The following is a 13,784-nucleotide window of genomic DNA, read 5'->3' as shown; positions in this document are numbered from 1 at the left end:
AAGCTAAGCGACAGTTGTCTTTGGAGAAGATTATGCCTGTCGCTATTGAAGCTTTAATTCCGATTACCCTAACCGTTCTGATCGGTTATCTTGCCCGGCACCATTTTGCTGTAGGAGAAGGGGTCTGGAACGGGCTGGAAAAACTGACCTATTATCTATTTGCCCCGGCACTTCTGATCGCCTCGCTCGCCAATAAACCACTGCAGGGATTAGCCTGGGTTGAAGTGTTGTTAACTCTGGTGTCAGTTCTGCTATTGAGTAGTCTGTTGATTATTATCTGGCAATATTTTATTCGTCCAGTTGATATGCCGTCGTTTACCTCAATGTTTCAGGGCGGTGTGCGTTTTAACAGCTTCGTCGTACTAGCTCTGGCATTTAATCTGTTTGGCGATGAAGGGCTGATGGTCGGTGCGCTGGCCACGGTCGTGATCGTTATTTCGGTGAATTTGCTCAGCGTACTTGTTTTCTCTCTGTCAAATAATCAACTCGGGGGCTGGCGAAAGTTGCCCCGCCAGTTGATGACTAATCCATTAATCCTCGGATGTTTAGCCGGGTTAAGCCTCAACCTGAGTGGCATCGGCCTGACCCCAGTACTGGATAACCTGTTACAGATGCTGGGCAAAACCGCATTGCCTATGGCATTGCTCGCTGTTGGTGCAGCACTACAGCTGGGCCGGATTGGCAGTAACCTTGATCTGATCGCTATTACGTCGGTTATCCAGTTTTTCATCAAACCTGTCGCAGCGTTATTGATTGGACAGTGGTTCGGGCTTGAGGGAATGGTTATTGTCATCATAGTGATCGCAATGGCGGTGCCTACAGCACCTTCCGCCTATGTGCTGGCACGTCAGTTGGGAGGTAATTACCAGGCGATGGCATCGATTATTACGGTGCAAGCCCTACTGGCATTTTTTACCTTGCCCCTGACATTGAGCCTCATTCTGCCTGCGGTCGATGCTTGAAGATCGTTGATCTGATCTCAGCGATGATCTAGGACTCTGTATTGTATTTTTGCTTGTTTCAATGAGTCTGCCGGCTAATACAGAGTACCTTTTTGCTTTTGTTTCAATTAAGAAAGCTTTGAACAAGATTGTTTTGAAATGGCTGTTTAGATATCTACTGTCCTCACTGGGGTTAGCGTTGCTGATTTCGGGCCGCCAGCTTAAAGCATTCAGCCACTCTTTGTTGAGTACCTACGGGTAGATCCTCAGTGCAGATCATATTCAGTCGGATCTCATGATGGCCGGATGTTTGGAAGCTTTGAACTGGGCGGGTTCGGTTAGTTTTCAGGAGCGACTCGGGTAACAGAGCGACGGCAAAACCTTGTTCAACAGCGGTGGCTACATTATCAAGAACCGGACTGCTAAACACCGAACGATGCTCGATATCTGCCGTTTTCATATCGGCATGGCATATATCCTTTACAATGCAATCATCTTCGAACATCGCTACCGGTAGAGGGATATGCTGCTCAAGATCTCCGTTCACCGGCGCCGACCAGATTAGCCGTTCACTCCAGAGAAACAGTTCCTGATCAGATTCCTTTTCTTCGGTTACGATAGCAATATCGACACTACCGTTGCGTACCATTTTTCTCAATTTGCGGCTGCGTTTACAGACGATTCGGGCATCCAGATTTGGCAATTCTGCTGCCAGTACCGGCATAAAAAAATTAAGAAAATCCTGAGCATAATCGGTCGGAATACCAAAGCAGAGTTGCCCGATCAGGTCCCGGTTACTCAGCGCAGACAGTGCCGCATGGCTGAGTTTGAGCATCTGATCGCTGTAGCCGAGCAGGGTTTCTCCGGCTTCTGTCAGACGAATTCCCCGGTTGCTACGTTCGAGTAGCTGGTTTCCTGTCAGCTCCTCAAGGCGCTTAATCTGCATACTGACAGCGCCCTGGGAACGAAATACCTGCTCAGCTGCTTTCTTGAGTTCACCTGTCTGAGCAACCATGACGAATGTACGTAACAGTTCAAGATCGAGTATGGGTTTCATTGGGCTGACTCTATGGCATGGATTGCTGGCTGGTGGTTTAGATAATCTAAATTAACTATTCATTAATATTAGTTTGATTGAATTATGCCTCGTCCTTAAGCTGGAAAACAAGTCCGGTACTATTGTTACTGAATATTACCGGTTGGTAGATGGTTTTCAGCTAGCGGCTTATTCGTAAGCTCCCTAACGTTAAAGACAGAGACTGATTATATGAGTTATCAAATACCCGAAAAGATGTCGGCGGTTGTTCTGACCGGCCATGGTGGGCTGGACAAGCTGGAATATAACACTGACCTGCCGGTACCTCGTCCAGGTGCGGGAGAAGTGCTAATCAGGGTAGGTGCAAGTGCCGTCAATAATACTGATATTAATACCCGGATCGGCTGGTACTCAAAAGCCATTACAGAAGATACCAATAGTGGTGCTGCCGATGGCTTTGAATCGGTTAATACTGACGACGCCAGCTGGTCGGGTGTACCGCTGCAATTACCTCGTATTCAGGGAGCGGACTGTTGTGGTGAGGTGGTTGCCGTTGGTGAACAGGTGGATCCCTCAAGAGTCGGTGAACGGGTTTTGATTCGTGCATTGCAGGCGCCTTTTAATGGGGCAAATGCCCATGACTGTATTACCTATGGTTCAGAGTGTGATGGTGGCTTTGCACAGTATGCGGTGGTCCGTGATAGTGAAGCTTACAGGATCGAAAGCTCGTTAAGTGATGCTGAGCTGGCCTCCTTTCCCTGTGCTTATTCCACTGCTGAAAATATGATCGACAGAGTTAATGTAAAAGCGGGGGAGCGGGTTCTGATTACCGGGGCTTCTGGTGGCGTGGGCTCTGCCGCAATTCAGCTGGTTAAGCGTCGTCATGCAGAGGTCATTGCTGTTTGTGGTGCGGATAAAATGCAACAGATTAAAGAGTTGGGTGCTGATCAGGTGATCAGTCGGGGTGAAAATCTATTGCAGGTACTAGGTGCTGATTCGGTCGATGTGGTAATCGATCTGGTGGCCGGTGATCAGTGGTCGCAGTTGCCAGACCTGTTGCAGCGGGGTGGACGATATACTGTTGCCGGTGCAATTGGCGGGCCTATGGTGGATATGGATGTCCGAACCCTCTACCTTAAAGATTTGAGTTTCTTCGGTTGTACCTATCAGCCCCGCCATGTGTTTGAAAACCTTGTTGCCTATATTGAGCGAGATGAACTTAAACCACTGGTGTCGGCACAGTTTGCGCTGAAAGATATTACCCAGGCGCAGGAGGCATTTATGGCGAAGAAATTCATTGGCAAACTGGTGCTGATACCCTGACTGTTGTTGGCTCTCCGGTAAATTCAGAGTGAGCAGATTAGTGCTGTTTTCGGGCCAGCAACACTGAAGCGATGATGACCAGAGCGCCCCCAGCCAGTATCTCAAGGGTAAAGTTCTCGCCTAACAGTGTGACCGCAATCATGACGGCGACGACCGGTTCCAGTGTTGAAAGTGTGGCAGCGTTGGATGCTCCAATTCTGGGCGAACCACTGATAAACAGGGCGACGGGGGCGAGTGTTGCGAAGCAGGCCAGCCCGGCAATAGCGCTCCAGCCCCCCGAGGATTCTGGCAGAGTGACACCATGGAACAGATAGGCACAGAGTGAGATCAGGCTTCCCCCCATAAGAATGACTGAGGCGGCGGCAATAGGATTGTCGGGCTTAGCCTTGTGTGAGCCATAGATAATGGCACTGCCATAGCTGACTGACGCCAGTAATGCCCAGAGAATACTCTGAATATCGCCATAAATATTGGTGCCAGCAGCCATAATAACGCCGCTGATTGCCAGGGTGAGACTGACAATCCTGATCCGGGTAAGGCGCTCTTTAAGGAATAGAATACTGAACAGTGTGACGAAGGCAGGAAAGGAGAACATGACGATGATCGCCATACTGAAAGAGGCGCTGTGACTGGCATTGTAGTAACCCAGCGCGGCAGTGGCATAGCCTGCTCCGATAAGCAGGTTTTGACGGACCTGCTTTCTATCAGGCAAGCTGATGTTGCGAAACTTAATCCAGCCGAACATTATCAGAGCGGCTAAACAGAAGCGTGCCAACAGGACACCGATCGGACTGGCACCATCGTTATAAGCATAAAATGCAAACAGAGGCTGCAGGCCATAACAGACCGCAGAAAGTAGTACCAGCAGGCAGCCCTTCAGATAATCCTGATGATGTAGCGTCGTTGCAACAGACATGATGGCTCCGCAAAGCTGTTCAAAAAACGAACGCTATCAGGCCTGGTTTGTGCCGGGCAAGGGTTCATCCGGCAGATGTCGTGTTTAGTATCCCCAGGAGTCTCAGACAGGATACGAGCCTTATATAATCGTAAATGCTTTGTCAGATAATATCCCTCTGACGCTACTTGCAGGATAAATTGTTCTGCAAGTGGAGTTTAGCCCCTCTGTTTGAGAGCTGAAACTTCTCTTTATGATGGAAATTGAGGTCTGAGGTCATCAATAGCCTCACTTTACCGACTAAAATCCTTTATCATATGCGACCGTTAAATTTGGCACGGCACAGCAGACAGAGGATAAACCATGAAATTTTCAGCACTCGACCTGGCACCTGAGATTCAACAGGCTCTGGATGCTTGTGGCTATAGCCAGATGACACCGGTTCAGGAACAGGCGATTGTTCCTGCCCGTCGTGGTAAAGACCTGTTAGCCAACGCGCAAACCGGTACCGGTAAAACTGCTGCCTTCAGTTTGCCGATTCTGCAGCAGATGACCGATAGTCCAAAACCAACGGAATCCGGTTATCCCCGTACGCTTATTCTGACACCGACCCGCGAGCTGGCTGAACAGTTGGCAGAAACTATTAAGCGTTATGCGCAGTTTTTGCCGCTGACCGTGACCGCGTTTTATGGCGGCGTAAACATGGAAGGGCAGGCGAAAAAGCTCAGAGCCGGTGTTGATATTCTGATCTCTACTCCGGGCCGTCTGTTAGAACATGTCGTACAGTGTAATGTCAGCCTTAAAAAGGTTGAGTTCGTAGTACTGGACGAAGCAGACCGGATGCTGGATATGGGCTTTGTTGCCGATGTGAATACCTTGCTGCAGCAGACTTCAACCAAGCGTCAGACGCTGATGTTCTCCGCTACAGTGACGCCAACGGTAAATGAATTTGCTAAGCAGCTGATGACTAAGCATCAGGTTATTCGGGTGGCTAAGGTAAACGCTACAGCAGATACCGTTGATCATGTGGTTTACCCGGTAGAAGAGAAGCGCAAAGCAGACCTGTTTTCCGAGCTGATTAATAAACATCAGTGGTTTCAGGTGCTGGTATTTACCAGTACCAAGGCCCAGGCTGATGAGTTAATGACCGACCTTAAGATCGATGGGATTCCTGCTGTTGTTTGTCACGGTGATAAAACCCAGGGGTCGCGCAGGCGTGCGATTGCTGATTTTAAAGAAGGCAAAGTACAGGTGTTGGTAGCGACCGAAGTCGCTGCCCGCGGTCTGGATATTCAGGGCCTTGAGTTGGTAGTGAACTACAACCTGCCTTATCTGGCAGAAGACTATGTTCACCGTATTGGCCGCACCGGCCGTGCGGGAGCAAAAGGCAAGGCGATCTCATTTGTTAGTCGGGCAGAAGAACAGGCGTTAGAGAGTATCGAGCATTTGATCGGCGCGCGTATCAAGCGTATCAATCAGCCAGGTTACGAAGTAGGTAGCCGTGATAATCTGCGTAAACAGATCAATAAAAAGGTTCGCAAGTTTAAGACTAAGTCTAATAAGGCGACTAAGACTAAAATCCTGCGCAGTAAAAGCGGTACTTCTAAGCCTTCTGATCGGAAAAAAAAGAAGTAACGCTTCGTTTTACTCTGTTTAATTACTGCTGTTGTTGATATCCATGGCAATCGCTTCTGCGATTTTAATACCATCTATAGCCGCTGACATAATGCCGCCAGCGTATCCGGCACCTTCACCTGCCGGATATAAACCGCGGGTGTTGATACTCTGCATATCCTGACCCCGTTTGATAGAAACCGGTGAGGAGGTACGGGTTTCAACACCGGTCAACAGTGCATCATCCTTGGCAAAGCCTTTGATCTGTTTATTAAACGCAGGAATGGCTTCACGAATTGCTTCTACACAGAAATCTGGCAGCGCTTTCGACAGGTCGGTTAACTTAATGCCCGGCTTGAAAGATGGCTTAACGCTACCCAACTCGTCAGAGTTTCCACCTTTAAGAAAGTCTCCAACTTTCTGTGCCGGTGCATCGTAGTTTTCTCCGCCTAAGAGATAAGCGTTGCTTTCCAGTTGGCGCTGCAGATCGACCCCGGCTAATGGGTTACCCGGGTAATCGGATGGATCAATACCCACCACAATCGCGCTGTTAGCATTACGTTCCTGACGGGAATACTGGCTCATGCCGTTGGTGACGACATGACCCTCTTCAGATGATGCAGCAACCACAGTGCCACCAGGACACATGCAGAAACTGTAGACCGAACGGCCGCTCTTACAGTGGTGTACCAGCTTATAATCGGCAGCGCCGAGAATAGGGTGGCCGGCATTTTTGCCAAACCGGGCTTTATCAATCAGAGATTGCTCGTGTTCGATACGAAAGCCGACGGAGAAGGGTTTTGCTTCCATATAGACATTCTTATCGAATAGCATCTGGAAAGTGTCGCGAGCGCTGTGGCCTATTGCCAGAGCAACATGTTTTGACTTGATAGTTTCGCCATCGGCCAGCGTAACACCGGTAACCTGACCCTCTTCAATATGCAGATCATCAACCCGGGCACTAAAACGTATCTCGCCACCCATTTCGATGATTTTGGCGCGCATTTTCTCAACCATCGATACCAGTCGGAAAGTACCGATATGAGGTTTACTTACGTACATGATCTCTTCCGGAGCACCGGCTTCGACAAACTCGGTCAGTACCTTACGGCCATATTGTTTCGGGTCTTTGATCTGGGTTGATAGTTTGCCGTCAGAGAAAGTACCTGCACCGCCTTCACCAAACTGTACATTGGATTCGGTATTGAGCTTTTTTTGGCGCCAGAAACCAAAGGTGTCTTTAGTCCGTTCGCGTACGGCTTTGCCCCGTTCTATGATCAAAGGCTTGTAACCCATCTGTGCCAATACCAAACCTGCTAGCAAACCACAGGGACCAAAGCCGATGACCAGTGGTCGCTCTTGCAGGTCAGTTGGCGCCTGAGCGACAAACTTATACTCCATATCCGGTGTGAGACGAATCGATGAGTTATCGGCAAATTTTTCCAACAACGGCTCGTTAATGCTGGTTTCGATATCCAGGGTGTAGATCAGAAAAATAGTGTTTTTCTTACGGGCATCATAGCCGCGACGGCGTATTTCAAAATGGGTTAGTTGTTCTGCTGTGATATCGAGAGTCGATAAAATAGCATCGGTCAGCGCCTGCTCGTCATGATCAAGCGGCAATTTGATATTTGAAACACGTATCATTTGTAAAAGCCCGGATAACAGAGTGGAGGTAAACCTACTCTGAGTTACTTAGGGAACCTGTGAACAAGTCCTAAACGCCTCAGGCTTCCAGAGCGATTTGAATTCGAGGCAACGGTTACAGACATGCTGGTTGCCTGTCGAAAACCGTTAACAAGGAAATCGGATCGCTCTGAAAGCCCCGAAGGGTGGGTATTAAATCGACTTCCTGCTTTGTCAGTCTGCTTGGAAAGGACTCGCCATTCCGCTTCGCAGCCTTTCGCGCATTAAGTCGATTTATTACCCACTGAGAAAGCTTGAGACTTATTCACAGGTTCCTAATTATAGTAAAGGCGGCATTTTACTGTATTTCTATTACTAATACTGCTGCTTGGTGTTCAGTGAGACGTTTAGCCAGGCGCCCAGCCGTTTATTCAGATAGTTGATGTTGTATAGGTAAAAACTCTGCATAGATTAAAATTATTAAATTTTGATTTTGGTAATGAATTTCCTATATAGTTTTAGATAACAGCGGTTCGAACTGGTCCGGAGCGGTTGGCTACTTATCAGCTATACAGGCGGGCTTTCGATAGTGATTAGGAAGAGAGATATGAATTTTACATTGAAACAGCTGCGTTACTTTACCACTGCTGGAGAGTTTGGCAGTGTGACAAAAGCCGCAGAAACCTTACATGTTTCTCAACCATCAATCTCTTCAGCGGTACTTCATCTGGAAGAAGTTACCGGATTACAGCTGTTTGTCAGGCACCATGCACAGGGGCTGTCACTAACACCTGCAGGAAGGCAGTTTATTCTCAAGGCTAAGCAGCTACTTTCTGATGCAGAAGGGTTGGGGCATTACGCCAATACTCTGGGTGAAGATATTGCCGGTACGCTGCGTATTATAGGTTTTCCTACCTTTACACCGATGATGTTGCCCTCATTGATGAGGAAATTCACTGAGACCTATCCCGATGCCAGTATTCAGTGTGACGAGGGGCATCAGAAAGAGATTATTCAACAGCTGGCTGATGGTCGTTATGAGCTGGCGTTGACCTATGATCTGCAAATTCCTGCGGATATTGAGTTTGAACCGATCGTTGAGTTTCCACCTTATGCTGTTCTGGCTGCCGACCATCCGCTGGCGGATAAAGAGGAGCTTAGTCTGGAGGAACTGGCTGAGTACCCGATGATTCTGCTTGACTGGCCGATGACCCGGGATTACTTTTTCTCATTGTTTTTGAGTCAGGATCTGGAACCAGATTTTGCTTACCGTGCCCAATCTTTAGGGATGGTCAGGGGGCTTGTGAGTAACGGCTTTGGCTATACGTTATTCAATACTCCGCTGGTAAATAAGATGGCACTGGATGGCACTGAATTGAAAGCGATTCCCCTGAGGGGTAATTTACGGCCGTTACGACTGGGGGTAGCGAAAATATCGCAGTTCCGCCTGACACCGGTTGCGGAAGCCTTTATTAAGATGCTGAAAGAGCGCTCTGTTGAACTGACCGAATCGGTATTTACGGATAAGCGTTTTTACAGAAACCTGAGTTAATCGTTTTTAGCTTACTTACTTATCAATTGATTAGTCATATAGCCATTCTGGCTTGCCTGGCAGTTAAGCCTATTCCTTTCTTATAAATCCATTACCCGGTAAGCAGGGTGATGGATCACAGCAATCCGTCAGATGCTTTCTTCTATCTTCCATTTTCTACCTAGATTTATTTGTATTCAAAAAACTGATCCAGACCAGAGGTTTATAATATTTTACAAATATAGCGGTAGTTTTTAGTCTTGTTATGTGAATCTTCCGAACATCTTATTCGAAGAGTTCGAAACAAACCTGACTAAAGATGTTTTAGCTGCATCTGGGTAGAAAATGAATACAAATAATAAAAAACTCGTTAAAACAGTTCTACAGTGTGATGCGTTGGAAGCCCCTGAATTCAACACACTGGTTAAGATAAGTACAGTTATTGAAGCTAGGAAGGGTGAGTCAGTTGCGTTGCCGAAGCAGGGCGAACGGCTGGTAATTTTGCTATCGGGTGTACTTCAGCAGACCGGCGCTGGCTATCAGATTCAGTTAGCGGGTCCGGTGCTTTGTAACTCCCTGACGATTGCGCAAATCTGCACCGATCATTTTCAGGCGGTAACCGATATTAGTTTGCTGGAAGTTGATCGTGCTGCGTTACAGCGCTGGCTGGCGGGTTCAGTACGAACCGCCGCACTAGCGGCGGTATTGATGCAGTTAGAAGCGCTGCGTCAGAAAGTCTCCGTGCAGGCAAAACAGCATGAAACAGTGCGTCGGGAAAAGGATTTGTTAGGAGTGCGGGAAGTACCTCAATCGGCACTGTTCGGTGTACAGACGCTGCGAGCACAAGAAAACTTCGCTATTACCGGCATCAAGCTGAAACATTTTCCACAGCTGGTTAATGCGCTGGCGATGGTGAAAAAGGCGGCCGCTAAAGCCAACAATAAGTTGGGACAGTTGGACAATGTTCGCACCGCTGCGATCTGTCAGGCCTGCGATGAGATTGTTGAGGGGCAGTGGCATGAACACTTTGTTGTCGATGTGATTCAGGGTGGTGCCGGTACTTCTACCAATATGAACGCCAACGAAGTTATCGCAAATCGGGGGCTTGAGATTCTGGGGCATGCCCGGGGCGACTATCAGCATCTGCATCCTAATAATCACGTCAATCTGTCCCAGTCGACTAATGATGCTTACCCTACCGCCATTCGCCTGAGTATTCTGCTTAGCCATCAGGAATATGTGTCTGCACTGTCGGGGCTCTGTTACCAGCTTAAGCAGAAAGCGGTGGAGTTCTCCGATGTTATAAAGATGGGCCGTACCCAGCTGCAGGATGCGGTGCCTATTACCTTAGGCCAGGAGTTTGATGCCTGGTATTCCACCATCAAAGAAGATATTGAAGAAGCCAAAAGCGTGGTTGAGTTCTTCCGTGAGATCAACATGGGGGCAACTGCTATAGGCACTGGTATCAATACCGATCCTGAGTACTCCAGTCTGGTGATCGAAGAGCTGTGCCATATCTCTGAGAAGGAGATGATCCGGGCAGGTAACCTGATCGAAGCGACCTCTGATATGGGCGCTTTTGTTACTTTTTCTAGCGTTTTGAAACGTAATGCGGTCAAACTATCTAAGATGTGTAATGACCTGCGTCTGCTTTCCAGTGGTCCCCGGGCCGGCTTGCAGGAGATCAATCTTCCGCCAATGCAACCAGGCAGCTCGATAATGCCGGGCAAGGTTAATCCGGTGATTCCAGAGATGGTTAACCAGGTCGCTTTTCAGGTGATAGGTAATGATATAGCGGTCACTATGGCGGCTGAAGCCGGTCAGCTACAGTTAAATGTGATGGAGCCAGTTATTGCTTTTAATGTGCTTCAGTCACTGCGCTTACAGGTTCGGGCAGTTAACACCCTGGCTGATAAGTGTATCAAAGGGATATCGGCGAACCGGGATCACTGTCTGGATGTAGTGAATAACAGTATCGGTATTATTACCGCACTGAACCCTTATATCGGCTATGAAAATGCCACCCGAATCGCCCAACTGGCGATTGAGAACAACAACAGCGTACGTGAGTTGGTATTAAAAGAGGGGCTGTTAACCGGTGATGAACTGGATGACATTCTCAGCGTTGAAAATATGACTGCACCGCGCCGAATGCGTAAGAGCGCAGTGAACAGTAATGCTGTCTGAGCAGGAGTAAAACAGATGACTACACAGAACAAAGAGTACTGGCTGACCAAACAGCAGAATATGAATTTGATTTCACAGGCTTTTATCGATGGTGAGTTTACCGATGCCAGCGATGGTGCGCGCTACGATACTATCAATCCGGCTACTGGCGAGTTGCTAGTAGCGACAGCCGCTTGTACTGAGCAGGATGTCGACCGGGCTGTTGCTGCAGCACGGCGCTCATTTGATTCGGGTATCTGGGCAGATAAAGCCCCTGCAGAGCGTAAAGCGGTGATGAAAAAGCTGGCTGCTCTGATTATGGAAAACCATGAAGAGCTGGCGTTAATGGAAAGCCTGAACGTTGGTAAGCCGGTACAGGATGCCATGAATATCGACATACCGGGCTCGGCGGGCTGCTTCGAGTGGTATGCGGAAGCGATCGATAAACTCTATGGCGAAGTCGCGCCCACCGATGGCAATAATATCGCCACAATTACCCGCGAGCCTATTGGCGTTGTTGCAGCGGTTGTACCCTGGAACTTTCCCCTGGATATTGCTGCCTGGAAGCTAGCACCAGCATTGATCAGCGGTAACTCGGTGGTATTAAAGCCTGCGGAACAGTCGCCACTGACAGCGCTAAAACTGGCGGAACTGGCAAAACAGGCGGGCTTCCCGGATGGTGTGTTAAACGTCGTGACCGGTCATGGTCATATTGTGGGTAAAGCGCTGGGTTTACATAATGATGTGGATTGTCTGGCATTTACCGGCTCGACCCAGGTTGGCAAGCTGTTTATGGGTTACTCGGCTGAGTCTAATATGAAGCCGGTATGGCCCGAAACAGGCGGTAAGAGTCCTAACCTGATTTTTGCCGACTGCGATCTTGACGCGGCCGTTGAACATGCAGCGATGGGAATCTTCTTTAACCAGGGTGAAGTCTGTTCGGCAAACTCCCGGATCCTGATTGAGAGCAGTATTAAAGAGCAGTTTGTTGAGAAGTTTTTGGCGAAAGCGCAATCGATGAAAGTCGGTGATCCGCTGGATTCAGATACTCAGGTCGGCGCGCTGATCGATATAAATCACGCGGGCAATGTGCGTAGTTGTATCAACCAGGCCAATGCTGAGGGAGCAAAAATGCTGACCGGAGGCACCGGTGATGAGTCAAGCGCCGTGGTTGCTCCTACCATTTTTGATCAGGTTACCCCTGACATGAGTATTGCCCGGGATGAAGTGTTCGGCCCGGTTGCGGCACTGATCAGTTTTGATTCTGAAGCAGAAGCGATCGCTATTGCTAATGACTCTATTTATGGTCTGGCGGCATCGCTGTGGACCACCAACCTGAACCGGGCTCATCGTGTTAGTAAGAAGCTTAAGGCTGGCACCGTATCAGTTAATACCATGGATGCGCTGGATTTCAGTACCCCCTTCGGTGGCTTTAAACAATCTGGTTTCGGGCGCGACCTGTCACTGCATGCAATCGATAAATTCACTCAGCTGAAAACCACCTGGATCAAGCTGGGTTAATGTCTGAGCCATAGCGCCATCAGCATTAGCGGGTGGCGTTTTTTTATGGATCTTTTTTCACCGAAAACTGTTTAACGATAAGTAGCGGAGATTTGTCGGTCGGCACGTTGGATACGTGGCAGCACATTGTTGGCAACTAAGGCGACAATCACCAGAGTCATGCCATAGATCTCCATCAGATGAATTGCCTTGCCTTGTACCGCCGCGATGATAAAGGCCGAGACCGGGATCATATTCATAAACAGTAAGGAGTTAAGCGCCCCCATTTTGGCGACACCACTCGACCAGCAGGACACGGCGAGTACACCGGCAGCCAGAATCAGGTAGCTGATTTCGAACAGCACCGGAGTGACTTTTTCCGGGGTCGGCAGACTGGATACGCCAACAACAGTAGCAACCGTATTCGCCAGCAGAATAGTGATCAGACCGGCGCAACAGGACAGCGCGGTATAGCGGCTGGAACTCCAGCCCTGCATCTGGCCCAGACCCATAGAAAAGATAACCCAGCAGGTGACGCCGATAATGATCATCAGATCACCTTTAACCGACTCTAACTGTAGCAGGTTGGAAATGTCACCCCGGGATATCACTAGCACAACGCCAAAGATGGCCAGCAATGTACAGAGTATGGTCGTTTTATTGGGCCGCTTGCCCTGCGTCAGCCAGCTGATCAGTGCGCTGATCAGCGGCATCAGGGAGGCGATTACCGCTCCGTGCTCTGCCGGGGCATGTTTCAGGCCGTGGAACAGCAGAATACTAAAGCCGCAAAAGCCGCAGGAACCATAGAGCCACAGACGCACAAACTGGCCATCGAAGCGGAACGATTTCGGGCCTTCTTTAAGCAGCAGCAGGAGGCAAAAAATCAGAGCGCCGCTGCCATAGCGAATAGTCGTCATGGAGTAGGGATCAAGATACTGAAGTGCCGTTTTAGATACGCCATACATGCCGCCCCAGGCGACCGCAGCGATTAGTAGATGACTGCTGCCAATCAGAGAGTTTTGAGAGCTTGCGGGGCTATTCATGATGGTTACTCAACGGTCTGATAAATGTTCATAAGTTGCATAAATTTTAAGCATTAAGGCCAGCTCAGATAACCCGATGAGTTGATACAACATATACAGGTTTTTAAAA

The 13,784-nt window shown here is 48.8% G+C and carries 10 protein-coding genes; 6 read left to right on the top strand and 4 right to left on the bottom strand.

From position 1 onward, the window contains the following. Nucleotides 1-32 precede the first annotated feature (32 nt). Nucleotides 33-962 (top strand): AEC family transporter, encoded by a 930-nt coding sequence (locus tag EHS89_RS03215; RefSeq protein ID WP_124924652.1) that lies wholly within the window; start codon nt 33-35, stop codon nt 960-962. A gap of 172 nt (nt 963-1,134) precedes the next feature. On the opposite strand, the gene EHS89_RS03210 is transcribed toward EHS89_RS03215, so the two are convergent. Next, entirely contained in the window at nt 1,135-1,998 is an 864-nt protein-coding gene (locus tag EHS89_RS03210) for a LysR family transcriptional regulator (protein ID WP_124924651.1), read from the bottom strand. Nucleotides 1,999-2,208: 210 nt separating this feature from the next. Here EHS89_RS03210 and EHS89_RS03205 point away from each other — a divergent pair, with 210 nt between their 5' ends. Then, nucleotides 2,209-3,300, top strand: coding sequence for an alcohol dehydrogenase family protein (locus tag EHS89_RS03205; RefSeq protein WP_170167394.1), 1,092 nt, complete (start codon nt 2,209-2,211; stop codon nt 3,298-3,300). Nucleotides 3,301-3,337: 37 nt separating this feature from the next. On the opposite strand, the gene EHS89_RS03200 is transcribed toward EHS89_RS03205, so the two are convergent. Continuing rightward, complete coding sequence (locus EHS89_RS03200) at nt 3,338-4,216, bottom strand: DMT family transporter (RefSeq protein WP_124924650.1); 879 nt, start codon at nt 4,214-4,216, stop codon at nt 3,338-3,340. A 342-nt stretch (nt 4,217-4,558) separates the two neighbouring features. Here EHS89_RS03200 and EHS89_RS03195 point away from each other — a divergent pair, with 342 nt between their 5' ends. Beyond that, nucleotides 4,559-5,830, top strand: coding sequence for a DEAD/DEAH box helicase (locus EHS89_RS03195; RefSeq protein ID WP_124924649.1), 1,272 nt, complete (start codon nt 4,559-4,561; stop codon nt 5,828-5,830). 18 nt (nt 5,831-5,848) lie between these two features. On the opposite strand, the gene EHS89_RS03190 is transcribed toward EHS89_RS03195, so the two are convergent. Next, nucleotides 5,849-7,456, bottom strand: coding sequence for an NAD(P)/FAD-dependent oxidoreductase (locus EHS89_RS03190; RefSeq protein WP_124924648.1), 1,608 nt, complete (start codon nt 7,454-7,456; stop codon nt 5,849-5,851). A gap of 586 nt (nt 7,457-8,042) precedes the next feature. Between EHS89_RS03190 and EHS89_RS03185 the strand changes: the two genes are divergently transcribed. The 3 genes from EHS89_RS03185 (at nt 8,043) to EHS89_RS03175 (ending at nt 12,653) form a co-directional block, all read left to right on the top strand. Continuing rightward, nucleotides 8,043-8,987, top strand: a complete 945-nt coding sequence (locus EHS89_RS03185; protein WP_124924647.1) for a LysR substrate-binding domain-containing protein — start codon at nt 8,043-8,045, stop codon at nt 8,985-8,987. A 324-nt stretch (nt 8,988-9,311) separates the two neighbouring features. After that, nucleotides 9,312-11,153: an aspartate ammonia-lyase gene (gene aspA, locus EHS89_RS03180; protein ID WP_124924646.1), complete on the top strand. Its 1,842-nt coding sequence runs from the start codon at nt 9,312-9,314 to the stop codon at nt 11,151-11,153. 15 nt (nt 11,154-11,168) lie between these two features. Next, nucleotides 11,169-12,653 carry an aldehyde dehydrogenase gene (locus tag EHS89_RS03175; RefSeq protein ID WP_124924645.1) on the top strand — a complete coding sequence of 495 codons (1,485 nt, stop codon included), beginning with the start codon at nt 11,169-11,171 and terminating at the stop codon, nt 12,651-12,653. A gap of 71 nt (nt 12,654-12,724) precedes the next feature. On the opposite strand, the gene EHS89_RS03170 is transcribed toward EHS89_RS03175, so the two are convergent. Beyond that, nucleotides 12,725-13,675 (bottom strand): DMT family transporter, encoded by a 951-nt coding sequence (locus tag EHS89_RS03170; protein ID WP_124924644.1) that lies wholly within the window; start codon nt 13,673-13,675, stop codon nt 12,725-12,727. Nucleotides 13,676-13,784: the final 109 nt, after the last annotated feature.

It is taken from the genome of Amphritea balenae, assembly GCF_003858655.1.
Lineage (GTDB): Bacteria > Pseudomonadota > Gammaproteobacteria > Pseudomonadales > Balneatricaceae > Amphritea > Amphritea balenae.
Note: the sequence above shows the minus strand (reverse complement) of the source record. Positions and strands in the feature narration are given on the sequence as shown.

Coding starts and splice junctions, on each gene's coding strand:
- EHS89_RS03215 (WP_124924652.1), top strand. CDS start 33: ATGCCTGTCGCTATTGAAGCTTTAATTCCGATTACCCTAACCGTTCTG.
- EHS89_RS03210 (WP_124924651.1), bottom strand. CDS start 1,998: ATGAAACCCATACTCGATCTTGAACTGTTACGTACATTCGTCATGGTT.
- EHS89_RS03205 (WP_170167394.1), top strand. CDS start 2,209: ATGAGTTATCAAATACCCGAAAAGATGTCGGCGGTTGTTCTGACCGGC.
- EHS89_RS03200 (WP_124924650.1), bottom strand. CDS start 4,216: ATGTCTGTTGCAACGACGCTACATCATCAGGATTATCTGAAGGGCTGC.
- EHS89_RS03195 (WP_124924649.1), top strand. CDS start 4,559: ATGAAATTTTCAGCACTCGACCTGGCACCTGAGATTCAACAGGCTCTG.
- EHS89_RS03190 (WP_124924648.1), bottom strand. CDS start 7,456: ATGATACGTGTTTCAAATATCAAATTGCCGCTTGATCATGACGAGCAG.
- EHS89_RS03185 (WP_124924647.1), top strand. CDS start 8,043: ATGAATTTTACATTGAAACAGCTGCGTTACTTTACCACTGCTGGAGAG.
- aspA (WP_124924646.1), top strand. CDS start 9,312: ATGAATACAAATAATAAAAAACTCGTTAAAACAGTTCTACAGTGTGAT.
- EHS89_RS03175 (WP_124924645.1), top strand. CDS start 11,169: ATGACTACACAGAACAAAGAGTACTGGCTGACCAAACAGCAGAATATG.
- EHS89_RS03170 (WP_124924644.1), bottom strand. CDS start 13,675: ATGAATAGCCCCGCAAGCTCTCAAAACTCTCTGATTGGCAGCAGTCAT.